Source organism: Ruegeria sp. AL1 (assembly GCF_056540905.1).
This window is the reverse complement of record NZ_JBQFXP010000017.1, coordinates 42,880-65,725: the sequence shown is the minus strand read 5'-3', so window position 1 is coordinate 65,725 and position 22,846 is coordinate 42,880. Positions and strand designations below refer to the sequence as shown.

Annotated in this window: 21 protein-coding genes and 2 pseudogenes; 7 read left to right on the top strand and 16 right to left on the bottom strand. The window is 58.2% G+C overall.

Features of this window, described 5'->3' with window-relative positions; translation table 11 throughout:
- The 3 genes and pseudogenes from ACRZ9X_RS21480 to ACRZ9X_RS21470 all read left to right on the top strand — a co-directional run.
- Positions 1-337: hypothetical protein (locus tag ACRZ9X_RS21480; protein ID WP_480522146.1), on the top strand; the 337-nt coding region annotated here is incomplete at its 5' end.
- A 231-nt stretch (positions 338-568) separates the two neighbouring features.
- A pseudogene (locus ACRZ9X_RS21475) lies at positions 569-1,094 on the top strand (transposase); the annotation flags it as partial.
- A 207-nt stretch (positions 1,095-1,301) separates the two neighbouring features.
- Positions 1,302-1,982 carry an IS6 family transposase gene (locus ACRZ9X_RS21470; protein WP_480522145.1) on the top strand — a complete coding sequence of 227 codons (681 nt, stop codon included), beginning with the start codon at positions 1,302-1,304 and terminating at the stop codon, positions 1,980-1,982.
- Positions 1,983-2,096: 114 nt separating this feature from the next.
- On the opposite strand, the gene ACRZ9X_RS21465 is transcribed toward ACRZ9X_RS21470, so the two are convergent.
- From ACRZ9X_RS21465 to ACRZ9X_RS21440, 6 genes are read right to left on the bottom strand one after another with little or no spacing between them, the layout of a single operon-like run.
- Positions 2,097-3,770: an amidohydrolase gene (locus ACRZ9X_RS21465; protein ID WP_480522144.1), complete on the bottom strand. Its 1,674-nt coding sequence runs from the start codon at positions 3,768-3,770 to the stop codon at positions 2,097-2,099.
- 15 nt (positions 3,771-3,785) lie between these two features.
- Positions 3,786-4,706 carry an oligopeptide/dipeptide ABC transporter ATP-binding protein gene (locus tag ACRZ9X_RS21460; RefSeq protein ID WP_480522143.1) on the bottom strand — a complete coding sequence of 307 codons (921 nt, stop codon included), beginning with the start codon at positions 4,704-4,706 and terminating at the stop codon, positions 3,786-3,788.
- Complete coding sequence (locus ACRZ9X_RS21455) at positions 4,703-5,683, bottom strand: ABC transporter ATP-binding protein (protein WP_480522142.1); 981 nt, start codon at positions 5,681-5,683, stop codon at positions 4,703-4,705. The genes ACRZ9X_RS21460 and ACRZ9X_RS21455 overlap by 4 nt, the downstream gene beginning before the upstream one ends.
- Positions 5,680-6,537, bottom strand: coding sequence for an ABC transporter permease (locus tag ACRZ9X_RS21450; RefSeq protein WP_480522141.1), 858 nt, complete (start codon positions 6,535-6,537; stop codon positions 5,680-5,682). The genes ACRZ9X_RS21455 and ACRZ9X_RS21450 overlap by 4 nt, the downstream gene beginning before the upstream one ends.
- 10 nt (positions 6,538-6,547) lie before the next feature.
- Entirely contained in the window at positions 6,548-7,486 is a 939-nt protein-coding gene (locus ACRZ9X_RS21445) for an ABC transporter permease (RefSeq protein WP_480522140.1), read from the bottom strand.
- Positions 7,487-7,501: 15 nt separating this feature from the next.
- A complete protein-coding gene (locus ACRZ9X_RS21440) occupies positions 7,502-9,064 on the bottom strand; it encodes an ABC transporter substrate-binding protein (protein WP_480522139.1) in 1,563 nt (520 codons plus the stop codon).
- A gap of 224 nt (positions 9,065-9,288) precedes the next feature.
- On the opposite strand from ACRZ9X_RS21440, the gene ACRZ9X_RS21435 reads away from it, so the two are divergent.
- Positions 9,289-10,068 carry an XRE family transcriptional regulator gene (locus tag ACRZ9X_RS21435; RefSeq protein ID WP_480522138.1) on the top strand — a complete coding sequence of 260 codons (780 nt, stop codon included), beginning with the start codon at positions 9,289-9,291 and terminating at the stop codon, positions 10,066-10,068.
- 234 nt (positions 10,069-10,302) lie between these two features.
- Here the strand turns inward: ACRZ9X_RS21435 and ACRZ9X_RS21430 are convergent, their stop codons facing one another.
- The 7 genes from ACRZ9X_RS21430 to ACRZ9X_RS21400 form a co-directional block, all read right to left on the bottom strand.
- Positions 10,303-11,646, bottom strand: a complete 1,344-nt coding sequence (locus ACRZ9X_RS21430; protein WP_480522137.1) for an MmgE/PrpD family protein — start codon at positions 11,644-11,646, stop codon at positions 10,303-10,305.
- A 1-nt stretch (position 11,647) separates the two neighbouring features.
- Complete coding sequence (locus ACRZ9X_RS21425) at positions 11,648-12,829, bottom strand: M20 aminoacylase family protein (RefSeq protein WP_480522136.1); 1,182 nt, start codon at positions 12,827-12,829, stop codon at positions 11,648-11,650.
- Between the two features lie 75 nt (positions 12,830-12,904).
- On the bottom strand, positions 12,905-14,431 hold the full coding sequence (locus tag ACRZ9X_RS21420) for a tripartite tricarboxylate transporter permease (RefSeq protein WP_480522135.1): 1,527 nt from the start codon (positions 14,429-14,431) through the stop codon (positions 12,905-12,907).
- A gap of 34 nt (positions 14,432-14,465) precedes the next feature.
- Positions 14,466-14,993: a hypothetical protein gene (locus tag ACRZ9X_RS21415; protein WP_480522134.1), complete on the bottom strand. Its 528-nt coding sequence runs from the start codon at positions 14,991-14,993 to the stop codon at positions 14,466-14,468.
- Positions 14,994-15,057: 64 nt separating this feature from the next.
- Positions 15,058-16,041, bottom strand: a complete 984-nt coding sequence (locus tag ACRZ9X_RS21410) for a tripartite tricarboxylate transporter substrate binding protein (protein WP_480522133.1) — start codon at positions 16,039-16,041, stop codon at positions 15,058-15,060.
- A complete protein-coding gene (locus ACRZ9X_RS21405; protein WP_480522132.1) occupies positions 16,017-16,844 on the bottom strand; it encodes a creatininase family protein in 828 nt (275 codons plus the stop codon). Before ACRZ9X_RS21405 ends, ACRZ9X_RS21410 begins: the two co-directional genes overlap by 25 nt.
- Positions 16,841-17,506 carry an RraA family protein gene (locus ACRZ9X_RS21400; protein WP_480522131.1) on the bottom strand — a complete coding sequence of 222 codons (666 nt, stop codon included), beginning with the start codon at positions 17,504-17,506 and terminating at the stop codon, positions 16,841-16,843. The genes ACRZ9X_RS21405 and ACRZ9X_RS21400 overlap by 4 nt, the downstream gene beginning before the upstream one ends.
- 146 nt (positions 17,507-17,652) lie before the next feature.
- Between ACRZ9X_RS21400 and ACRZ9X_RS21395 the strand changes: the two genes are divergently transcribed.
- From ACRZ9X_RS21395 to ACRZ9X_RS21385, 3 genes are read left to right on the top strand one after another with little or no spacing between them, the layout of a single operon-like run.
- A complete protein-coding gene (locus ACRZ9X_RS21395) occupies positions 17,653-18,351 on the top strand; it encodes a GntR family transcriptional regulator (RefSeq protein WP_480522130.1) in 699 nt (232 codons plus the stop codon).
- Positions 18,352-18,398: 47 nt separating this feature from the next.
- A complete protein-coding gene (locus ACRZ9X_RS21390; RefSeq protein WP_480522129.1) occupies positions 18,399-19,910 on the top strand; it encodes a M81 family metallopeptidase in 1,512 nt (503 codons plus the stop codon).
- A 32-nt stretch (positions 19,911-19,942) separates the two neighbouring features.
- Complete coding sequence (locus tag ACRZ9X_RS21385; protein ID WP_480522128.1) at positions 19,943-20,980, top strand: AbrB family transcriptional regulator; 1,038 nt, start codon at positions 19,943-19,945, stop codon at positions 20,978-20,980.
- Positions 20,981-21,353: 373 nt separating this feature from the next.
- On the opposite strand, the pseudogene ACRZ9X_RS21380 reads toward ACRZ9X_RS21385, so the two are convergent.
- From ACRZ9X_RS21380 to aroE, 3 genes and pseudogenes are all read right to left on the bottom strand, one after another.
- A pseudogene (locus ACRZ9X_RS21380) lies at positions 21,354-21,455 on the bottom strand (ATP-binding protein); the annotation flags it as partial.
- A 171-nt stretch (positions 21,456-21,626) separates the two neighbouring features.
- Positions 21,627-21,938 carry a putative quinol monooxygenase gene (locus ACRZ9X_RS21375; protein ID WP_480522127.1) on the bottom strand — a complete coding sequence of 104 codons (312 nt, stop codon included), beginning with the start codon at positions 21,936-21,938 and terminating at the stop codon, positions 21,627-21,629.
- 48 nt (positions 21,939-21,986) lie between these two features.
- Positions 21,987-22,844, bottom strand: coding sequence for a shikimate dehydrogenase (gene aroE, locus ACRZ9X_RS21370; protein ID WP_480522126.1), 858 nt, complete (start codon positions 22,842-22,844; stop codon positions 21,987-21,989).
- Positions 22,845-22,846: the final 2 nt, after the last annotated feature.

Sequence of the window (22,846 nt, the reverse complement as noted above, 5' to 3'; positions counted from 1 at the left end):
TCTCGACGCTCGCGCGGCCAATGCCCTGCCCTGCGGCGGTAATCAGTGCTTTCTTTCCGGCCACACGGCCCTGTGCTTCGGTCATGTCGTCTCTCGATCTCTGTTCCTCAGAATCAGCGCCGCAATCCCCGGCGCGCTTGCGAGCATTTTGTCTTTGGGCATGTTTGTCTGCTACGGCGCCGCGCCTAACCGTGCAGAGCCTGATTCCTCCGCTTTTCGTTCATACATAAATCATTTATTTATTTATAAATCAACATTGACTTTCCATTCTGAGCTGAGGGATGGTTCAGGAACTCGTTCCAAGCGTTGCAAAGGGAGAAAACTGTCGCTGAAATAGTGGAGAAATGCGGCGCGCCAATTCTTGAAAAGGTATTGATATAATTGAACTTTTACCACTCTAAAGCGAGGGTTTGTCGCAAGGTGATATCGCGCGTGCACACTGGATCGGCCACAAAGTGAAATCTACCGATTGGGTAATTCCCCCGAAATTTAGGGGTGCAGAAGTAGAATTTTCTCGAAGCTGAATGAGGAGGTTCTGATGAAGAAATCGAAGTACAGCGACGCGTAGATTGTGGCGATCCTGAAGCAGGCAGAGAACGGTGTGCCGGTTGCAGATTCGTGTCGCGAGCATGGAATGAGCACGGCGAACATCTATAAGTGGCGATCCAAATATGGCGGGGTGGATGCCAGCCTGATGGCGCGTATGAAAGAACTTGATTAAGAGAACAAGCGGCTCAAGAAAATGTATGCTGAGAAGAGCATGCAGAACGATCTGCTCAAGGAGGCGCTTGGAGAAAAGTGGCAAGGCAGTCTCAAAGAAAAGAGATGGCCGAATGGGCTGTTCGCTATCGATCAGCCAGCATTGCTTTGGCGTGCCGGGCCTTCAGCATCAACGAGACTTGCTATCGGTATCAGCCGAAGCTCAGTGGTGAAAACGAGTTGATCGCCGATTGGCTGGTCGGGCTAACGACGGCGAAGAAAACGTGGGGCTGGCCATTGAGGTCGACTTCTCTTTACCCTCAGAGCGCGTTGTCCGCACACTGAACCAGATCATTGCATGGCGGGGCAAGACGTTCGCCATTCGCGTGGACAACGTCCTATGTGGAGAAGAACTGGCTGTTTAGGCCAGCAGGTCCTGGAGCATCCGCCAATCGAGCGCCTTCTGGAAGTTGCAACGCCCAAAATGCGCCCTGTGACCCGGCGGGCATGGCAATCGGGTTCTGTTGCAAAGTTTCGGCTGTTGACGCGCTTGAGTTCAGCGTGCGGATGGCTTTCGGTCCCAACTAGTCGAAAGTCCGCTCATGGTCTCCTTTAGGGGCGCACAATATCCCAAGGATTTGATCCTCTTTGCTGTATTCTTCTACCTTCGATACGATGTTTCATACCGGGATCTGGAAGAAATCACGTCCGAGCAAGGCGTTGCGGTAGATCACACTACGCTGAACCGTTGGGTGACAAAAAACGCTAGTGCAATTGCCGATGTTGCTCGCAGGCCAAAGAGACCGTTCGTCCGCTCCTGGCGAGTGGACGAAACGTATATTAAAGTAAAGGGATCATGGGTTTACCTCTACCGAGCGGTCGACAAACACGGAAAAACTCTCGATTTCATGCTTTCACAACGCCGAAACAAACCGGCCGCTACAAAGTTCTTCGCCCGGATGTTGGAGGTGAATGGTCTACCGCGAAAGATTGTCATCGACAAAAGCGGAGCCAACTCAGCTGGTATCAAGGCGATCAACAAAATGCTGAAAGGCTTTGGCTGCCCGATCCCGATTGAGATGGTGAGGCGGAAATATCTGAACAACATCAAGAAACAAGACCATCGTTTCATCAAAAGACGCATCCGGCCAATGCTAGTGTTCGAGGCGTTCGCCTCAGCGGCGGAAACCCTCAACGGAATCGAAGTGGCGCACATGATCCGCAAAGGTCAAATCACGCCCGGAGTCTGTCCGTTTCGGCAATTTGTAGAACTGGCGGCATAAGCCGCAGGTTCGGTGTCAACTCTTTGTTCAGTCAGAAGCTTCGCAACAGATCCGTAGCTATTCACTCCCAGCGTTCTTGGGCGTCAACAGTCAAAAGTTTGCGACATATCCGGTTCACTTAGCTTCGAACGGTTGCATATTCGCCTTGCGTTCACATGCGCCGCCCTGTTCAAAAACAAGCTTCCCACACCTATAGGTCCGCGTGACCAAAATCTCTTTTATGCGTTCGGGTGCCAGCAGCGGGTTATGAGACAACACTGTCAAATCGGCCATCTTGCCGGGTTCAATCGATCCGCGTTCGTTTTCGAGAAAGACCTGCCAGGCCGCGTCGATCGTCTGTGCCTTAAGCGCTGACATCACGGAAATCCTCTGATCCTGCCCCAGCAACCGCCCGGAGGCCGTCAGCCGGTTCACCGCGCAATGGGCCAGATGCAGGGGTCGCGTTGGCGTAACCGAAGCGTCATTGTGCAGGGTGAACCGCACACCGAACCGTTCCGCCGATCCGGCGGGGGTCAGGCGGTTGGCGCGTTCGGGGCCCATGATCGTGTCGTAATGCCGATCGCCCCAGAAATGCACATGAGCCGAGAAGAAACTGACCGTCATGCCAAGTCGGGCCATACGCTGTAGCTGATCGTCGCGCAGCACCTGCCCGTGGATGACCGTGTGCCGATGATCGTTGCGCGGGGAGTCGAGTAGTGCAGCCTCAACTGCATCGATGAACATTTCGGCACCGGCGTCGCCGTTGCAATGGCAATGGACCTGAAAGCCAAGCCTGTGCAGTCGAACAACCTCAGACCGGAACAGGTCGGGGTCCATATAGGGCATGCCATTTGGACAATCCGACTTGCGAACGTCGTGATAGGGTTCACTCAGAAATGCAGTTTGTAACTGGAACGAACCATCCGAGAACAGCTTGCGCGGTCCGGTGCGGACATGCGGGGTGTCTTGCCAGTCCACCTCGGTCCGTCCTTCGGACAACGCGGGTTCCAGTTCCGCGATGGGCAACAGCATCAGGCCGATACCCGGATCACCCTGCGCGGCCAGCGCAGCGAAATGCTCAAGTAACTCGGCATTGACCCAGGCGTTCTGCGCAAAGGTCACACCATGTTGCAGATACTCGTCACGGGCGGCGGCGCATCCTTGCAGGAAACGCACACGGTCGATCAGGAAACAGGTCTCGCCCAAAGGCCCCATCGCAGACAGACCTTCGATCAGGCCAGTTAGTTCTCCGGTCTCGGGGTCGCGATCAAAACGCCCTCCGACCGGGTCTGGTGTATGCGCGTCGGCCCCCAGAAACGCCAGCGCGGCCGAGTTCGCAACGCCGTTGTGGCCCGAGGCGTGGATGACCCACACCAGATGATCGCGTGACACCGCATCCAGCTCGGCGCGGGTGGGCATCCGGCGGTCGGCAATGGCAGTGTTGTCAAACAGAACGCCCATGATCCACTCGCCCTTCGGGGTCTGACGGGCGCGGTTGGCCAAACGGCGCAGGGCTGTGGGAATATCCAGACAGTCGCCGCGTGGCGGTGCGGACAGATCCACCCGGAACAGTTCGACAAAACCGGAATCGGGGAAATGCCCGTGCGGATCGATAAAGGCGGGCATCAGGGTTTGCCCCTTCAGATCAACCTCTTGCGTATCCGCAGGCATCCGGGCGCGCAAATCCTCTTCGGCTCCGACCGCAGCGATCTCGCCGCCCCGGGTCAGCACAGCCTCACATTCCGGGTTCTGCGCATCCATGGTCAGGATCGGGCCGTTGAAAAACAGTTTGGCGTCCGGGTTGGTCATTGGGGTCTCGTCATTTCAAAATGGTTTCAGACAGCGCAAACCGTGGCCATCTGCCTGTTCCCAGACGGGGGTCTGCATGCAGATATCGCCGGCCACCGGGCAGCGCTCGCGGAACTCGCAGCCCGAGGGGCGCTTGAGCAGGCTGGGCGGTTCGCCCTTGAGCGCAATTCGCTCCAGCCGCGCATCGGGATCGGGTTCGGGGTTGGCCGATAACAGGCAGCGGGTATAGGGGTGGCGGGGGGTGTCAAAGATTGCCTCGGTCGTGCCTTCCTCGACCAGTCGACCCAGATACATGATGCCCATACGGTCCGCCACATGGCGTACCACGTTCAGGTTGTGGGTGATGATCACCATTGCCAGCCCCAGCCTTTCACGCAGGTCGTTCAGCAAGTTCAGCAATTCGCCCTGAACCGACACATCCAACCCTGCGGTGGGTTCATCTGCCAAGATCAAGCGCGGTTCCAGCGCCAGCGCACGAGCCACACCAACACGCCGCGCCTGCCCGCCCGACAGCTGATAGGGGTAGCGATCCGCAAAATCCGCAGGCAGATTGACCATTTCCAGCAGCCGCCGGGCCTCGGCCCGCAGATCACGGTCTTTCAGGCCCTGAATGCGGTAAGGCTCGGTGATCAGACTGCCAATGGTCAGGCGCGGCGATAAGCTGCCGACCGGGTCTTGAAACATCATCGCAATGTCTTTGCGCAGAGGACGTAGCGCCCGTTCCGGCAGACCACGTATTTCCTGCCCGTCAAACCGGACATTGCCCGCCTGCGCCGGAGCCAGCCCTGCAATCGCGCGGATCACCGTGGTCTTGCCCGAGCCACTTTCGCCCACCAGCGCATAGGTTTCGCCCTGATCCACCTTGAAACTGACCCCGGCCAGCACATTGACGCGGCCATAGCTGGTTTGCAGGTTTTCGACCTCAAGCAGGCTCATGTCGCGGTCTCCGCATGGTTCAGCCAGCAGGCGGCCAGATGGCCTTGCTGCACCTGTTCAAGCGGCGGGACGTCGCTAGCGCAGCGTGGCATGGCCTGATCGCAGCGGTCACGGAAAATGCAGCCGCCGGGCAGATTGGCCAGATCGGGCACCTCGCCCGGAATGGTCGGCAACACGCGCGCTCGGGTCTTGATATGGCCCGGATCGCAGTCGATCAGACGGCGGGTATAAGGGTGTTTCGGGTGGTGGAAAATTTCACGTACCTCGCCGCTCTCCACAACGGCGCCTGCGTACATCACCACCACCCGATCACACAGCTCTGCGATCACCCCGAGATGGTGCGAGATAAACAGGATCGCGCAGCCGAAATCCTGTTGCAGGTCTTTCAGCCGCTCAATGATCTGCACCTCAAGCGTGGCGTCCAGTGCTGTTGTAGGTTCATCGGCAATCAGAAGATCGGGTTCTGACATCAGCGCCATGGCAATGGCGATGCGCTGCCGCATCCCGCCCGAGAACTCATGCGGGAACTGCGCCAGCCGGGCCTCGGGGTCCGGAATACCGACAGCCCCCAGCATCTTTGCGGCCCGCGCGCGTTTTTCGGATTTCGACGCGCCCGAGCGATGCTGGATGTCCAGCATCTGCTGCCCGATGGACAGCACCGGGTTGTGGGTCTGCATCGGGTCCTGAAACACGATCGAGATATCGTCGCCCCGCAACGCCCGCATCTGGCGTTCGGACAGGGCCAGCAGATCGCGCCCTTTGAACCGGATTTCGCCCTGCCGGAACCGCGTGTTCGGCGCGGTCAGACGCAGGATCGAAGAAATCAGCGTGGACTTGCCGCAGCCGGATTCGCCGACGATGCCCACGATCTCGCCCGGTTTGATATCAAACGTGATGTCGCGCAGGGCTTTCAGATCACCCCGGACCGTTTCGTAGTCGACACTGAGGCCGTCAATTTCCAGCAAAGGGGTGCTCATCGCTGTTTCCTCAGTTTGGGATCCACCACATCGCGCAGGGACTCGCCCAGAAAGGTAAAGCCCAGCGTGGCCAGAATGATCGGCAGGCCACCGGCCACGACCAGCCACGGGGTCTGCCGGATCAATGCGTATCCGTCCTTCAGCAGCGATCCCCAGCTTGGCGTCGGTGGTTTGACCCCGAGCCCCAGAAAGGACAACCCGGCCTCAAGCGCGATCACCGTGGGGATGTCCATTGCCGCCAGAACCGCCAGCACGCCGATGATATTGGGCAGCATATGCACCCCGAGGATGCGGAAGATGCTGGCACCCATCGACCGCTCGGCCAGAATGAACTCGGAGTTGCGTAAGGTCAGCGTCTGCGTGCGCGCCACCCGGCCATAAGTGGGGATCGAGGTCGCCATGACCACAAAAACCACCGTTTGCAGGCTGGGCCCGACCAGCGCGACCACCGCAAGCGCGAACATGACCGTCGGGAACGAGCGGATGGTATCAAAGAACAGCATCAGCAGGTTGTCCAGCCACTTCGGGCCATATCCCGCGATCATCCCCAGTGTCAGCCCGATCACCATCGCGCCGAACACTGCAGGCAAGGCGACCTTAAGAGCCACCTGCCCGCCCATGATCACCCGGCTGAACGTATCGCGGCCCAGCTGGTCCGTGCCCAGCAGATGCTCGGCCGAGGGGCCTTGCAACCGGTGGGTCACGTTCAGCGCAACCGGGTCATAAGGTACGATCCAGGCTGCAAACAGAGCGCAGAACACGATGGTGCCGACGATGATCAGCCCGGCAAGACCCAGCGGATCGCGGGCGACCCCGCGCAGAATGGTGGACAGTTCTGATCTTGGTTTGGTCATCCCTGCCCCCTCAGCCTGCCGTCCGCGCCCGCGGGTCCAGCCAGGCATTGATCAGATCCGCCAAAGCGGTCGACAGAACAAACAGCGCGGTCGACACCAGGACCGAGCCCATGACAATCGGATAGTTCCGCGTGGTGATGGAATCGATCACCAGCTTGCCTAACCCGGGCCGGGCAAACACGATCTCAGCAAACACCGCAGAGCTGAGCAGGAATCCCATTCCCACGCCGATCACGGTGACAACCGGCAGGATGGCGATGCGCAGGGCGTAGACCATGACGATCCTCTGCTCGCGCAGGCCAAAGGCGCGCGCCGTGCGGATATGGCTTTCGCCCAGCACCTCAAGCATTGAGGCGCGCACCAGCCGTGCGATATAGCCGACCCAGCTAAGCCCGATGGCAAAAGCCGGGAGGGCAACGTGGTAAAGCCTGTCGACAAAGCCGTCACCCACTCCGATGGCCGGAAACCACTGTAGGTGGACAGCGAAGACCAGCAACGACAACAAAGCGATCACGAAGGACGGGGCCGCCACGAAGCTGACGGAGACAGCCGCTGCGAACCGGTCGATCAAAGTGTTGGGGTGGGCCGCCGCATAGGCCCCCATTGCAATCCCCAGCACGGCCGACCACAGGATTGAGGCAAAGATCAGTTCCAGCGTGAACGGCAATTGCTGAAACACGATCTGGGTGACAGGACGACCCGAAAATACGTCAACGCCCAGATCACCGTGCAGCAGGTTGCCGTAGAAGATCAACAACTGGTTCCAGATCGGCTGGTCCAGCCCCAGCTCGGCTGTCAGCCGCGCCTGAAGCTCGGGCGTGGCGCGCGGGCCCAGCATGATCTGGACCGGGTCGCCGGGCACCGCGCGGATCATCAGAAACATCGCGGTGACGGCAACCACAAGAATCAGGGCCGCAAGGGCGAACCGTCTGAGGACATAAAACGCCATTGCGGCCCCACCTGATCAGGATTTGCCGAAATACCGCAGCAACGTCGTCCCATCGGGCCGCAATGCAGGCACAATCCGTGAGGTATGGATGATCGGCGTCGCCTCATGGGTGATGAACCGATACGCACCGCTTTCCTCCATCAGATCCTGCGCGCGCTGGTACATCTCGGCGCGCTTGGCCAGATCGGTCTCGCGGAAGGCGGCGTCGTGAACGGCATCGAACTCTTCGCTGCGGAAGCGTTCCCAGTTCCAGACACCTGCCTGCTCGGTCGTGAACCATGCGGTCGCGTAATAGGGGTCGGGGGTCATCGAGAAGCGGTTCAGGATCAGTTGCAGATTCTCGTTGTCGCCACTGGCCCAGAACGCCCCCGATTCCAGCACATTCACCTCAACCGTGATGCCGATCTGGCCCAAGGTGGCCTGAATGATCTGCGCAATGGTGCTGTAGGTGGTCTTGTTCAGGATATCCAGCGTCAGGGTCACGTTGGTTTCACCGGATTCTGCCAGCAATTCAGCCGCTTTGGCAAAATCGGCCTGCGGTGGCACCAGACTGTTGGTACGGTTGCCGGTCAGCCCCGGCGCGATGATCCCGGTTGATGGCTCAGCGGCCCCGAAATACGCCGCCTCAAGAATGGTCGGCACGTCGATGGCGTGCTGAATGGCCTGCCGCAGTTTTTTGTTCTGCAGCTTGGGATGATCCATGTTCATGCCCAGCCAGACATAATACAGCGACGGGTTCTCGATCAGCGTCCCGCCATTGGGCACCCCTGCCCGATAACGTTCGACCGAACCCAGCGACACGCGTGTCAAATCCAGTTCACCGGCTTCAAAGGCGATCTCGGCGGTATTTTCATCGTCGATCGGCAGGATTTCTATCGTATCCCAGGCCGGAGCATCCCCTTTCCAATCGGGGTTGCGGGTCAGAACCGTCTTTTCCTTCGGATTCCAAGCCGACCGCAGATAAGGACCAGACTCTGCCACCGGATCGGTGCCGATCCGCCCGCCCGCGGCCTCAACCGCCGCTTTCGACACGATATTGCCGGTGATATAGGGCAGAGCAATGGACCAGAGCGGTGCAAACGGATCGTTCAGAACAATGGTTCCTTCCCGTTCGCCCGTCACCTCGACATGGCTGAGAGGGCCCATATCCGGCTTGTTCGGGCTGCCGGTGGCCTCGTCAATGATCCGCTCGAACGAGAACTTCACGTCCTCCGCCGTCATCGCGCCGAACCCGTTGGTAAATCCGATATCATCGCGTAGCGCGAATTTGATATGGGTCGGGTCAGCCTGTTCGATCATGGCCGCAGCATCCAGTTGCCAATCCCACTCGGTGCCGGGTTTATACTGGATCAGCTTGTTGTAAATCGGGGCCTGAATCTGTTCATCGCTCTGGCCTTCGGAGTGCGCCGGGTCCAGCGTCTGCATGTCGCGATACGAGCGGATACGCAGAACACCGTCTTCCGCCGCAATCGCCCGTCCCGGCCAAACACCAGTAAGCGCCGAGCTTGCACCTAACGCAGCGGCGGTTTTCAGAAATCCGCGCCGATCCAGCGGCGCCTGCATCCATTTCATTTTCATGTCGTTCTCCCTTTGGCTTTCCGGGCCGTGTTGTGTGCAGCGTGGGACCAAACCCCGCATCCGCCATTCTGCCGCTTTCTGATTGCATACGCATGACACCCGGTCTCATGCGCAGCTTTAGGGCAAATAACCACGATCGGGGGGCATGTTGAAAGTAAGCGATTTTATGCTAGTGTATGTATGTTTACGCATAACTGCAGCAACCAGTGTAAGAAGCAGGACCAATGGCCGAGGATTTTTCAAAAAACCTGCGGGCGCTCTGCGCGCGATTTGCCAGCATATCAGCCGTCTGCCGCGAGATTGGAATCAACCGCCAGCAGTTTAACCGATATTTGAACGGGGGCGGGCTGCCTTCGGCCTTTAACTTGCGCCGTATCGCTGGGTTTTTCAGCATTGCCGAGGCAGAGCTACTACTGCCTCATGACACGTTTCATGCAAGACATATCCGTCAAAACAAGGTTACGCGCCGTGTTCCGGAACAACTGATAGGTGACGTGTTTCGGGATCAGGCCCGGGGCCTGCGCCGCTATCTGGGGTTTTATCACGGGCATTTTCGTACTCCCACGTGGGAGGGCGGCATTCTGCGAACCCTGATCTGGCTGCGGGAACAGGATGGTTATGTCGTCACTCACAGTTTTGAACGCGCCACGGATGCCAATGGCAACATCCGACAGCGGACACGTTACTCAGGTCTGGCCGCATATCGCGGCAACCGGATCTACATTTTCGAACGCGCTTTCAGCGATGACGGGTTTTTGTCCGAGACCATTCTTTATCCGGCCCATCGCCAACAGATTGTTCATATCAAGGGATTGACCACGGGCGTGGCGACGCGGCCTCGACTTGCACCGTTTTCGTCCCCGACTATCTGGAAGCGCATCGGCAATGCAACCTCGGCGCGCGATGCGGTCAGCAAAACGGGTGTATATCCGACCGCCAGTTCCAAGATCGAACCCCAGATCAGACGGTTTTTGACAGAGAACGAGGGGACGTTGCTGAGGTGACCGGCTCATTGCGCAGGCATCGAATGCAAACTCTAGGCTTTAACTTCAAACTCAGGAGTCAGTTAATCACATCGTCACAATGCTTGAATTGACGGGCTGCACAGGAGGGGTTAGCTCCAGCCAGAACATCGTAGTACGCTCCCGCCATAATCGAACAAGTACCAGCGACATACACTAGTTCTGAAGGTGTAGACGCCCCCGCCATTCAATGAAACTTGTACGGATCTGGTGATATCAGCGAAATAAAGGTGTGAGCGCGTCCAACGAACTCAAGCTCGCGATGCCTTGCAAGCGGTCGTATAGGTCACCGGCATTTTCATGACCATCTATGCAATCGAGGAATTTCTCTCGTTTTTGCGACTCAGAAAATGGTTCGGTGATGCTGCCTTTTGGATTTCGCCGAACCCGCTCGACCTTTGATCCATCCGTGAGTGTCACGGTCAGGATATGTGGTAGAAAGTCCTCGGCTGCTTCTTCCTCTGCTGTGTAGTGGGTCATCTTTATGCGATCCAGCAGCGGTTCCTCCGCATGGGTCGCCACCCCTTCCGGGGTGAAATCCGTGACGCTCAACCGGCCCGCCCGCACCGCGCGCGCGATGCAATAGGACATCGAAAACCGGGCTTCCATTTCGTTTTCGGGATGCGTGAACGGCATGTTCCGAAAGTTTGCTTTGCGCACTTTGACCGTGATGTCAGCAATGTTCTCGGGGTTGGTCACCCCTTCGTCCCGCAGATCCAGCGCCATGTCGATGGCCATATGGCTTGAGCCGCAACAGGGGAACCGCTTTGGCATGACACCGGCGGTTTCGATATAATGGGGCATGTCTGGGACAATGTCGAGATCGCCGTATCCACGAGGGTCTTTGCCGCCCAAAAGCTCAAGAAACCCCTGCCCGCGTTCAATGATATCAGCGTGCCCGGACAGGCCAGCCCGCGCCAGACGGGCGGCCTCGATAGCATTCTTTGCGCCCATGCCCGCGTGGATTGGTTTGACGGGCGCTCCGAACTGGGCCTTGCTGCCCGAGGCGAAGCTGGTAGCCAACGACATTGCGTGCACGATTTGCGCGCGGTCAAACCCCATCATCGAAGCCACGCCAGCCGCCGTTCCGATGGTGCCGATTGTCGACGTGCTGTGCCAGCCAGCTGTGTAATGAGAGGGGACAACACCCGCACCAATCAGGCCTTGAACTTGCAACGCGACCAGATAGACCTCAACAACCTGTGCGCCGGATGCGTTGAGTTCGTCACCGATTGCCAGCAAAGCCGGAACTGAAACCGCCGAAGCGTGGCTGAGCGCGGGTCGGAAATTGTCGTCGAAATCCAGCGCATGAGCCGCGGTTCCGTTGATTGCAGCGGCAATTGCGGCGTCCGACCGCCCGCCGCCAATGAACCGCGCGGGGCCATCGCTGGTCGACCCCGACAAATAGGCCTGTCGCACGCTGAGGGTCGCCGGGTCGTCGCGCCCCAGATACATGCATGCAACCGTGTCCGTGATCGCATCGGCTGCGAGGGCACGTTGACGTTCTGTCGATTGGTACGAGACGCACCAATCCGCGATACGTTCCAGAACGGTGCTCATATCAGTTGGGCATGCTGGTCGGGGCCAGCACGTTCTCGACGACCTCGGCAAACCACGCCGCGCCGACGGGCAGAACATCATCGTTGAAATCGTAACGCGGATTGTGCAGCGGCACGGCCGTCTCACCGGGTTTGGTGGTGCCGATCCGGGCAAAGCAACCGGGGCGCGCTTGCGCCAAAAAGGCAAAGTCCTCGCCGCCCATCGCAGGAGGGCGCTTTAGCATCACATTGTCGCCGCCAACAACGGCAATGGCAGCGTCCATGCCAAAATCAGTCGGCGTGTCCGCGTTTATCACGGGCGGATAGCCGCGCCGGTAATCGACGGCAACCTCGGCTCCCATCGTTGCCGCCGCGTTGCGGGCAACCTCGGAAATCAGCCTTTCGAATTCGTCCTGAACCTCGGGTGTCAGGCTGCGGGCGGTGCCTTGCAGTTCGGCCACTTCCGGTATCACATTGCCTGTGGTGCCGGCATGAAACTGCGTCACCGAGATCACGCCGTTTTCCAGTGGATCGATCCGGCGCGAGAGGATCGTCTGCAGAGACAAGGCAACCTGCGCCCCGGCGATCAGAGGGTCAACGGTGTGATGCGGGCGCGCGGCGTGTCCACCCTTGCCTGTGACCTTGATCGAAAACCGGTCGGACGCAGCCATTGTTGGGCCTTTGACCACGCTCATCACACCTTCGGGCAACAAAGGGTCGTTGTGTTGGCCAAACACCATGTCAGCAGGAAATTTCTCGAAGAGACCCGCATCAAGCAGGCTTTTGGCCCCGGCCAGCCCTTCCTCGGCGGGTTGAAAGATCGCATGAACCGTTCCAGAATATCGGCGCGTCTGCGACAGGTATTTCATCGCACCCAACAGCGTCGCGGTATGCCCGTCATGGCCGCAGCCATGCATGACACCCGGCACGGTCGAGGCCCAGGGCGCGTCTCCCTGATCTTCCATCGGCAGCGCGTCCATGTCGGCTCGCAAGGCTACGGCCCGGTTGCCGTCACCTGCGCGCAGAGTTGCGACGATGCCGGTCTCTGTCAGGCGTTCAAACGGGATGCCCCATTCCGTCAAGTGCCGGGCGACGAAGTCCGAGGTCTCGAACTCCCTATACCCCAGCTCGGGGTGGGCATGGAGATGCCGGCGCCAGCTGGTCATTTCACCGGCAAAGGCGGCGATTTCAGAAGGTATGGCCATAAGAAACCTCATGCATGGAAAAGGCCCTGCCCTCTGCCTGTGTTCGATGGCAGAGGGCAGATGCTGTGTTTGGGATCAGTCGTCCTGAATGGCGGCAAGCGCCTTGTTCATCCGGGCTTTTCTGATCCGCATGATGATCATGATCACCGTCAGGATCAGGATCGTCAGCGAAATCGGGCGCTGGAAGATGATCCAGAGGCCGTCATTGGCAAGCAGCTGGGTCTGACGCACCGCACGCTCCATGCCGCCGCCCAGAAGCAGGGCGATCATGAAGGCGGGGATGTTGTAGTTGTAGCGCCGAAACAGATAGCCGAGGACACCGAACAGAACCATGATCCACACGTCGAACAAGGACGAATGCAGCACATAAGCCGACGAGACCGAAATCATCAGGATCAGCGAATAGGTAATCCGCGCAGGCACCGCCAGAATGATCCGACCGATCATCGGGCTGAACCAGAAGCCAACAACAAAGTAGGCGACGATGCAGAACAGCCCGGCACTGAACAACGCATAGATCAGGTTGGCATCTTCGGTGAAGACCTGCGGCCCAACGGTGATGCCATGGATCAACATCGCACCGGCCAGCAGTGCCGCCTGCGTCGAGCCGGGAATCCCAAGCGTCAGCAGCGGGATCAAGTTCGCGCCAGAGGTCGCATTGTTGGCCGCCTCGGATGCTGCAACGCCTTTGACCTCGCCATCGCCCCATTCGTCATCGGGCTTGGCCTGACGTCTGGCCTCGCCGAAGGACAGGAACGACGCGACCGAGGCTCCGATGCCGGGGAACATGCCGACCGAGGCTCCGATGAACATGGATCGTATGATCGTCGGCAGAACCCGTAGATAATCCGCAAGGCCGAAAGTATCGTCCGGTTTGCTGACTTCGTTCTTTTGGTTCTTTTGATCCTTGTGCGAGGTCGCGCCGAAATCCCGAACGTCAAACCGGTGGAACACTTCGCCAACCACAAAGATACCGATCAGTGCTGGCACCAGCGGCAGGCCATCCATCAGCGGCAGCTGGTCAAAGGTCATGCGCAGGTTGCCCGAGATCGGGTCGAAGCCGACCAAAGCGAGAGTGATGCCGAACAAGGTGCTGATGATTCCTTTGATCATCGATTCACCAATGATCGACGAGATCACGACAAAGGCGAGAATATAGATCGTCACCAGCTCGGGCGGGCCGATTTTCACGGCGTAAACTGCAAGGTAAGCCGCGCCAAAGATCAGCAGGCATTCCGAGAAGAAGTCGCCCGTTGCCGACGCCGCCGTAGCAGCGCGCAGCGCTTTGACCGGGTAGCCCTTCCGCGCCAGCGGATGACCTTCGATCATGGTCGCAGCCGCAGAAGGGGTCCCGGGAGTGTTAAACAGAATTCCAGGGATCGAGCCGCCGAAATCCGATGATTTTGAGATCGTATACATCAGGATCAACGCAATCAGCGGATCCAGATAGAACGAGAAGGGCAATAACAGGGCGACCGCGGTTGTACCGCTCAGCCCGGGCACGGCGCCGACGAGAATACCCGCAACCGAACCGATGATGGCGACAATCACCGCACTGGGGCTGGTGATGAACGCCGACATACCTTCCAGGAATGGAGACATATTCTATTTCCTTTTGATCGGTCTTCGGATGCGTTCAGAACGCGGCAAAGAAGTCGCGGCGCCATGTGGGCACCTTGTCGTTCAACCCGGTCGAAATCAGCGCGCCATCGCCTTCGGTGATCCCGAGGACAAAGAAGAACAGAAGGTATGACAACAGGGTGAAACACACCGCAATCGTTGCCTGCTTGCGACCGAATTCTCCGGTAAACAGGCTGACCGCGACAAAGCCCACGATGGTAGTGGCGATGATGTATTCGGCGGCCCAGAAGAGGATCGGATAGGCACAGCCCACCAGCCCAATCAGAACACCGCGCCGTGTCATGAAAGGAAAATAGGCATCCGGGTCCTCACGCTCTTCCAGACTGGCACGTGCAGCGGGCGACAGGATGACCACGGCCAGCAAGATGACCGACAGGACGATGATGGCCAATGCAAAGGCCACTCCGCTGTCCTGCGCAATTCCGGCCAAGCCACCAACGGACAGCAGATCATACGCGCCCGCCAAAAAAACAATGATCATGAAGAGTCCGAACAGGATCTCGCCATCAAGCCACTTAGGCATCTCTCTCTCCCTATTTCCGTTGACCGAAGGCAGCGTACTGCCTCCGGTCCTGATCAAGATGCTCTTACAGCGAGCCAGCGACCGAGTCGGTCGTCGGGCGCCATGCGTCCATCAGCGTTTTCATGTGCTCATGGGTTTCTGCACCATCCATGAACACGACATTCAGGTTCGCGTTCTTGACTTTTTCCTGCGTCGCCGGGTCATCGATGGCGAATTTGAACGCGGCGGTCAGTTCCTCGATCACCTCGTCGGGGGTGTCTTTGGGGGCAAGCACGAGGTAAGGTGCAGGCATGGCGACGAACTCGGTATTCTGTTCGGCGAAGGACAGCATATCGGGGGCCAGACCATCGCGTTCTTCAGCCATGACACCGATTGCGCTCATGGTGTCGAGGTTGGCCAGATAGTGGTGCGTGCCAACTACGCCAAAGGCCACCTGATCGCCGATGATCGCAGCACGGGCCGGGGCGCCGCCTGCAAACGGGACGTCCTGCACCTTGTCCTGCAGATCATTGGCCAGCAGCCAGCTGGTCATGGCGACATCGGTGATCGAGCCTTTACCGGTATGGGCCCAGCGAAGCTGTTCGCCTGCCGCGTCCGCGTCCAGAATGGCTTGTTTCAGATCGGCAACCGAGTTCAGGTTGCGCGCCTTGGGTGCAACAACAGCCAGGTTTGCCACAGCAACATGCGCGACCGGTTTGAAGTCGTTCAGAACGTCAACGCCGGTCTCTTTGACCATGGTTGCGATCATGGCCGAGCCCGAGATCATCACGACGGTCTGGCCATCAGGCTTTGCAGGTTTGGTGAATTTCAGGCCAATCAACTGACCCGCACCCGGACGGTTCGCGACGACGATGGGCTGGTTATCCAGCGCTTCGGTCAAAGCCGGCGCAAATATGCGGGACAATGTGTCAAGTCCGCCGCCGGGTTTTGCGCCCACAACGATAGTGACCGGCCCGTTCGGGAAGTTGTCGGCGGCAGTTGCCGCACCGGCCATAGCGGCCAGCGCGATTGTCGCGCTTGCGGCTACGCTTTTAAGTGTTCTGTACATGGTGTTCTCCCTTGATTGGTATGCGCAGAATTGAGGTTGAAGTAAGCATCCACAAAGCGGGTCAGCTTATGCAGAATGTCGTCGAAGAAGATCTTGCCTGCCTCGGCACTGAACGGCACGTTTTCACCGTTGATTTTTGCGTCTTCGCTGATGTCCTCAGCATAAACGGGTAGGTTTACGTCGAGATCCTCGAACTTGCCCTGATGCATCGAGACAAGGGGGATTCCGTTCATCTCGCCTTTGCCTTCACGATGCACGTCCTGCTGCGGGGGGCAGTCATCGGGGAACAGATAGCGGCTGAGCGAGCCCATCGGCTCGGTCCCGTGGCCCTTGGCGCGAATGCCAAACTCGGGCTGTGCGCGGTTCCACACGTCGTCGTCGAACTTGCCCCAGACATTAACCGACGGAATGATGATACCGTGCTTGGCGCGTGCCAGACGAAGCTGATTGGCGATGATCCCGGAATTGCCGCCATGCCCGTTCAGAACGAGAATATTCCGAACGCCGTCCCGAATGAGACCGTCCACAATCTCCGAGAATACGGCGGCAAATGTCTCGGCAGACAGGGCGATGCCTGCAGGGGCGTTCTGAAAATAGGTGGCATGACCAAAAGGCAGCGTTGGTACGGTGATGCAACCTGTTTTCTTTGCCAGACGCTTGGCCAGTTCATCGACCAGCCGGTAATCCCCCATGGGCGTAAAACACCCGTGCGGTTCCGTCGACCCAACCGGGATCAGAAAGGGCTTGTCGGCGGCGACGGCTGCGCGGGCGTTCAGAATGGTGGTTGCTGCAAGATCAGTCATTGCGCTGTCTCCACGGTCACGGCGTATTGCGCCACAAGATCGTCGGCACCGGACAAGGCGCCAAGCGTTGCCCCGGCCTTCATGTCCGCACGGCGCTGGGTGCTTGTGTCCTCTTTTGTCGCCGCCGCTTTGGCGAGCTCTGCGGCTTGGGCGCGGGGGATGCAGATCACTCCGCTATCGTCGGCCATGATCAGATCGCCCGCATGAACCACAACGCCGCCACAGTTGACGGGCAGGTTCAGGCTACCTGCGGGGCCGGTCCGACGCGTGGTGATGGGCGAAACACCGTCGGACCAGACCGGAAAGTCATGTTCGCGGATTTCGTCGGGATCGCAGATCGGGCCATCGACAATGGCACCCGCCGCGCCCGCCTGCACCAGCCCATAGGCTACATTGCCACCAAGACAGGCCAAACGGGTATCCCCTGCCCGGTCGATCACGACGATGTCGCCGGGACGCACCCGTCCCGACGCATAATGCAACAGAGTCGAATCCGGCGTGGGCAACCGCAGCGTCACGGCTGTTCCCATGATGCGTTGGTCGGACTGGCGCGGCGTGATGCGGTGATGATCCAGAAAGCCGGTCCAGGTCAGATGACCGACCGTTGCAACCGAAACACCGGACAGCATCGACAAGATTTCGCCGTCGATCTGGTCCGGCATGGGGGCTATGTCGTAGTGTCCAATCATATGTTCGAACATTTCTATTATTTCGATGATCTACAAATTTGTAGCAGAAACATAATTATCGGTCAACAATTTCAAATTCGACTATTTTCTAATGCCCGATCACATGTTAAACACAAGGAATGCGCACAGATATTTTGCCCACCTCCGCGACCTCGACCGCCAAAGAACCGATAACGAACCGAATTTATGATTCGATTCTTGAGGACATCCGGTCGGGAAAGCTTGAACCGGGACAAAAGCTGAAAGTGCGCGAGCTAACATCCGAGTATGGCGGCTCCACCGGATCCTGCCGCGAAGTCCTGAACCGGCTCGCGGGCGAGCGATTCGTGCAAACCAAAGGCATGACCGGTTTCAGCGTCCGCGATCTGTCCTCCGAGGATCTGGTCGAAGTGCTCGATCTAAGGGACCAGCTGGAATCGCAGGCCTTCGTTCAGGCGATCCAGCATGGGGATACCGAGTGGGAAGAACGCATGGTTCTGGCGTTTCACAGGCTGGAACGCGAGCGCGCGCGGGAAGGAACCTCTCTGATCGAGCGGGAATATTTCCACCGGGAATTTCATCTGGCCCTGATCGGCGCACATACCTCGGAATGGCATCAGTTCTTCATCCGGACACTCAGCCTGCATTCCGAGCGGTACCGCCGGATTCTGCTGCCTAAGAGGATATTCGAACCCGAATACGTCCAATTGGTTGATGAAGAACACGCGCAGATCATGGGTCTGGCGATGGAACGTCGCGCCGAAGAAGCGGCCGCGGCACTGAAGAAACACCGCTCAAGATCCCGAACAGACCTGCTTATCGCACTGGAAGGTCGCTGACCTTGGGCCCGACCTGTCCAAACCCCGCACAAAGTGAAGCCTGACGTATGACCCTGCCCCGTATCGCCCTGATCCATTTCCATCTGGAAAGCAATCGTGCCGCACCGATAACTGCGCGCGCGGATTTTGCCGCTCAACGCCTTGCCATCGGCACAGACTTCGCTCGGGACCTCGCGGAACGACCTGCCCTCGCCTCGGCTGGTATCAGAGGGTTCCAAGAGGATTTCGGGGCGTTTGACCCCGTGCCGGTCTTCGCGGCATTCGCAGGGGCTGGCGGCATGATGGACGGCCCATTCTTCGACGAGTTGTTGCAAGCGGTGCATGACCAGCTTCCGGCCGACGTCGATGGTGTCTATCTGGACGCGCACGGGGCCTGCATCGCAACCAACGACGAAGACCCAGATGGGACTCTGATCTCCCTGATCCGCAAAATTGTCGGGCCGGGTGTCCCGCTGGCGGTGACGCTGGACTTACACGCCCATGTCAGTCCGGCCATGATTGAGGGCGCGGATTTCATCGCCGCGTATCGGACCAATCCTCATGTGGATCAGTTCGAACGGGGACAGGAAGCAGCCGCTGCAATGAAACGGCTGCTGAACGGAGAAAAAACAGGCCGTGCCTTGGTCCGCCTGCCCTTTATTCCGCCGTCGACCACGCAGGATACGACAGGTGGGCCATATGGGCGGCTTATGAACCAAGCGGTGACACAGGCCATCGGCCCGATCTGGAACGTGTCATTATGCGCAGGCTTTTCCGTCGGAGATTCGTCGAAGGCCGGTGTGAATGTCACGGTCACGGCGGATACCTCTGCGATCGCGTTAAAAACCGCGCGCGCTATCGGACAGGCGTTTTGGGACGCGCGCCATGAGTTCCGGATCAACCTGACCTCAATCGACGATTCTGTTCGCCTGATGTCGGATAGGGGCACCGCTCGTATTTATGCAGACGTGGCGGACAACCCGGGCGGCGGAGGTCGCGGCAACACGTTGGCCATATTGCAGGCCATGCTCGACGCAGGGGTTGAAAACGCTCTGGTCGGGATGCTCTTTGACCCCGAGCTCGCCGCCGAGGCAGCGGGACATGGCGAGGGCGTAAGATTTCAAGCCCGGTTCAACCGGTCCGAAGCCGATACGCAATCGGGCCATCTGACAGCCGATGTCGACGTCGTGAAACTGGCCGATGGCCCGGTCGATTGCAGACGTGGCCTTTATGCGGGCGGGCGGCAAGACCTTGGCCAATGCGCCCTTCTGCGGTGCCAGGGTGTGCTGATCATGGTCACAAGCATTCGTCGCCAATTGTGTGAACCCGCATTCGTCGAGCGTTTCGGGCTGAACATCGCCGATTTCAACACAATTGTCGTCAAATCCCGCGGCCATTTTAGGGCCGGTTTCGACGAGTATTTCACGCCTGACCACGTTGTGGAAATCGACGGCCCGGGCCTGACCTCTCCGGAGTTGTCCCGAATAGACTTCAAGAAGACACCGCGCCCTATTTACCCGATTGATCCGGGTGTGGAATGGTCTTCCGAGTCAGAAGAGTGTGTCACCGGAAGAAGCTGACCACCTGCACCCACTTTATTGAATGGTAGAACATGCGCCACTACAGCGGGAAAATCGTTGCACTTTCCATAGGCTTAGTTGGCGCAGGCTTTGCTACGAGCATCGGGTTTCCTCTTCCATGGATGCTGGGATCAATGATCATGGTTACGATTGGCGCAATTGCTGGCGCGCCCGTTCAGGCTCCAATCAAATTGCGAAAGGTCATCATGCCAATCATTGGCGTGATGCTGGGCTCTGGATTTCACCCCGAGATTTTCGAGCAGATTTCTCAATGGGCCGTCACAATCGCCGTCATCCCGATTTTTATCGTGCTGGCGTTTTCAGTTGCTTTCGCCGTGTACACCAAGCTTGGTCAGTTTGATCCTGTCACTGCGTATTTCTCGTCGGCACCTGGCGGATTGAATGACATGATGCTGATCGGTGCGGAAGCCGGAGGTGTCGAACGACGAATTGCGCTGGCTCACGCAAGTCGGGTGCTGATCGTTGTTTCTGTTGTGTCGTTCATATTCTGGTTCTTTTTCGATGTTCGCTCGACGGGTCAAACGTCAAAAAGCGTAGCTTTTGAAGACCTGAATCTAGCCGACTATGGCATACTTATCGCCTGCGCTGTGATCGGTGCCTTGGTTGCCCCGAAGTTGAAACTCCCCGCAGGTCCCGTCATCGGCCCCATGATTCTGTCATCGATCGTGCATCTCACGGGCCTCACCGGAAGCGCTCCACCTACGATGGCCGTCAACCTTGCCCAGCTTGTAATGGGAACCGTTGTCGGATGCAGATTTGTCGGCGTGCCGCTTCGCGAAATATGCCGGGACATCGGTTTGGCCACCATCTCCACAACTGGCATGATGATAGTCGCGGTTCTTTGCGCGTGTTTTGTGACCTGGCAGACAGGTATGGATCTGAAACAGACACTTCTGACGTTTGCGCCTGGCGGATTACCTGAGATGAGTCTGTTGACGCTAGCGATGGGCGCTGATGTGGCGTTTGTCGCAACCGCACATATCATTAGGATTCTTATTGTTATCGCTGCTGCCCCAATTGCATTTCAAATCTTCAAAGCAAAGATCTAACTGACTCAGTGTCAGAATCCTTCGGCATTGGTTTCAACTAGCCAATGACGTACCTATCAAGTTGGACTCTATTCTTCGGTAAGCACAAAGAACCGTCCATACCGTATGCTGACCTCTCGTTGTACTTTCAATCAACGAAAGTAGCTTTGAATAATCGCGACCTAACTTTCAGCCTGCCTTGATGGTCCAGGTGGTCCAGCCAAAAGCCATATCTAACAGCCTCCAACGTTGTCCACGGCGATGAGAAAGACGGCCATTTGGCGGAGCAAAAGTTGTCCACTGTTTGGGTTACCGGTGCCTTGGCAAACCCGCTCCCAAATAGCTGGCGGTTGCCAAGGCGTCTTGGTCCGCCGGGACCAATCTATTCTGTGCCTTAGGAGTTCTGCCGCGCCTTGCTCTGTGCGAAACGACAGCTTCCTCCGTTCGTCTCCAGGATGCTGATATGGTGGGTCAACCGGTCGAGCAAGGCACTGGACGCCGGTTCAACACGTTCGAGGCTGTGCCAGCCGAAACACAGGCATGGCGCGCAATATCGACCATCGTCGGATTCTTCATCAGTCCCTTCCCTAAGAGAATCTCTTTTTAAAACCTTTCAATACGATTTTCTGCGACCCTCCAGACACAATCAAAGCGCCGGATTAGCAGATCATCTGGCGGAGTCGGCGGTTGAGATCATCGACATGAGGCGCAGTTTGCGAAGCTCGAATACCGTGTCCCTGGCATCGGACAGCACCTCAAGATGCGGAGAAGCGTTGTGTTTGTCCCACTCCGCGCGGTTCGCCCAGTTTTCATAATACATAAACTCGGCCGGATCCTCGTTGTCCTGATGCAGCCAATATTCAATACACCCCGGTTCCTGACGGGTAGGTTCTAACAGACCCATCAGGATAGATCTGGTTTCTTCAATCTGACCGTCAATGGCCCGGATATGCGCGACGACCGTTAGCTGTTCCGACATGTTTTTCTCCTGCTCGAAATCGTAACGTTGAATAGTTTGGGATAGCCGTTACAGAACCTGTTCCAGGCGGTCCCGCATGGGGGCCTTGTCGGGACTGACGCCGGTCCAAAGCTCGATGCCATAGCGCCCCTGTTCGATCAGCATGTCCAGCCCGTCGATGGTGCGGCACCCAAGGTCTGCGGCGCGCTTGAGCAAAGGCGTCTGCGGCGGATTGGGCACCACATCGATCACCAGCGCCGAGGACGGAAGGCTGTCAAAATCCAGCGGAACAAGGGCGTCGGCATCCGGATACATGCCAATCGAGGTGGCATTTACGAAAACATCCGTGTCCGCGTCCAGTTGGATGGTGCTGACCAGTGGTCTGAATTCGGCAGTGAGCCCCGTGGTCTGCGCAGTCAGTTCATCGGATTGCAGCCGGGCCAGCAGGTCCTGCCCCCGCGCTGTGTCCCGATTTACGACCGTCAAATGCCGCACACCGGCCAAGGCCAGTTCCACCGCGATGGCGCGGGCCGCGCCGCCTGCGCCCAGCATCGTAACCTTCAGCCCCTGCGGCGACACCACATCCTGCAACGCCCGAACCAAACCGCGCCCATCGGTGTTTTCGCCTATCAGGCGATCCCCCTTGCGCACAACGCAGTTGACTGCACCGATCAATGACGCGGACGGGGCAATCTGATCCAGACAATCCATCACGGCGATCTTGTGCGGCATGGTGCAGTTGAACCCGGCAAACCCCATGGCGCGCAGCCCCTGAACCGCAGCGGCCAGCCCGTTTTCATCGACCTCCAGCGTCAGATAGCGCCACGGCAGGTCGTGATGGTCAAAGGCCGCCTGCACCATCGGTTCGCTGGGATTGTCCCACACCGGTTTGCCGATCACGCCGACAAGGTCTGTTTTGAATTTCATTC

Bases quoted from the DNA above. Each gene is read 5' to 3' on its own strand.
- ACRZ9X_RS21420 (WP_480522135.1), bottom strand. From the start codon at position 14,431: ATGTCTCCATTCCTGGAAGGTATGTCGGCGTTCATCACCAGCCCCAGT.
- ACRZ9X_RS21445 (WP_480522140.1), bottom strand. From the start codon at position 7,486: ATGGCGTTTTATGTCCTCAGACGGTTCGCCCTTGCGGCCCTGATTCTT.
- aroE (WP_480522126.1), bottom strand. From the start codon at position 22,844: ATGAAATTCAAAACAGACCTTGTCGGCGTGATCGGCAAACCGGTGTGG.
- ACRZ9X_RS21400 (WP_480522131.1), bottom strand. From the start codon at position 17,506: ATGCCGGACCAGATCGACGGCGAAATCTTGTCGATGCTGTCCGGTGTT.
- ACRZ9X_RS21435 (WP_480522138.1), top strand. From the start codon at position 9,289: ATGGCCGAGGATTTTTCAAAAAACCTGCGGGCGCTCTGCGCGCGATTT.
- ACRZ9X_RS21405 (WP_480522132.1), bottom strand. From the start codon at position 16,844: ATGACTGATCTTGCAGCAACCACCATTCTGAACGCCCGCGCAGCCGTC.
- ACRZ9X_RS21440 (WP_480522139.1), bottom strand. From the start codon at position 9,064: ATGAAAATGAAATGGATGCAGGCGCCGCTGGATCGGCGCGGATTTCTG.
- ACRZ9X_RS21450 (WP_480522141.1), bottom strand. From the start codon at position 6,537: ATGACCAAACCAAGATCAGAACTGTCCACCATTCTGCGCGGGGTCGCC.
- ACRZ9X_RS21385 (WP_480522128.1), top strand. From the start codon at position 19,943: ATGCGCCACTACAGCGGGAAAATCGTTGCACTTTCCATAGGCTTAGTT.
- ACRZ9X_RS21375 (WP_480522127.1), bottom strand. From the start codon at position 21,938: ATGTCGGAACAGCTAACGGTCGTCGCGCATATCCGGGCCATTGACGGT.
- ACRZ9X_RS21465 (WP_480522144.1), bottom strand. From the start codon at position 3,770: ATGACCAACCCGGACGCCAAACTGTTTTTCAACGGCCCGATCCTGACC.
- ACRZ9X_RS21415 (WP_480522134.1), bottom strand. From the start codon at position 14,993: ATGCCTAAGTGGCTTGATGGCGAGATCCTGTTCGGACTCTTCATGATC.
- ACRZ9X_RS21425 (WP_480522136.1), bottom strand. From the start codon at position 12,829: ATGGCCATACCTTCTGAAATCGCCGCCTTTGCCGGTGAAATGACCAGC.
- ACRZ9X_RS21460 (WP_480522143.1), bottom strand. From the start codon at position 4,706: ATGAGCCTGCTTGAGGTCGAAAACCTGCAAACCAGCTATGGCCGCGTC.
- ACRZ9X_RS21470 (WP_480522145.1), top strand. From the start codon at position 1,302: ATGGTCTCCTTTAGGGGCGCACAATATCCCAAGGATTTGATCCTCTTT.
- ACRZ9X_RS21430 (WP_480522137.1), bottom strand. From the start codon at position 11,646: ATGAGCACCGTTCTGGAACGTATCGCGGATTGGTGCGTCTCGTACCAA.
- ACRZ9X_RS21390 (WP_480522129.1), top strand. From the start codon at position 18,399: ATGACCCTGCCCCGTATCGCCCTGATCCATTTCCATCTGGAAAGCAAT.
- ACRZ9X_RS21410 (WP_480522133.1), bottom strand. From the start codon at position 16,041: ATGTACAGAACACTTAAAAGCGTAGCCGCAAGCGCGACAATCGCGCTG.
- ACRZ9X_RS21395 (WP_480522130.1), top strand. From the start codon at position 17,653: ATGCGCACAGATATTTTGCCCACCTCCGCGACCTCGACCGCCAAAGAA.
- ACRZ9X_RS21455 (WP_480522142.1), bottom strand. From the start codon at position 5,683: ATGAGCACCCCTTTGCTGGAAATTGACGGCCTCAGTGTCGACTACGAA.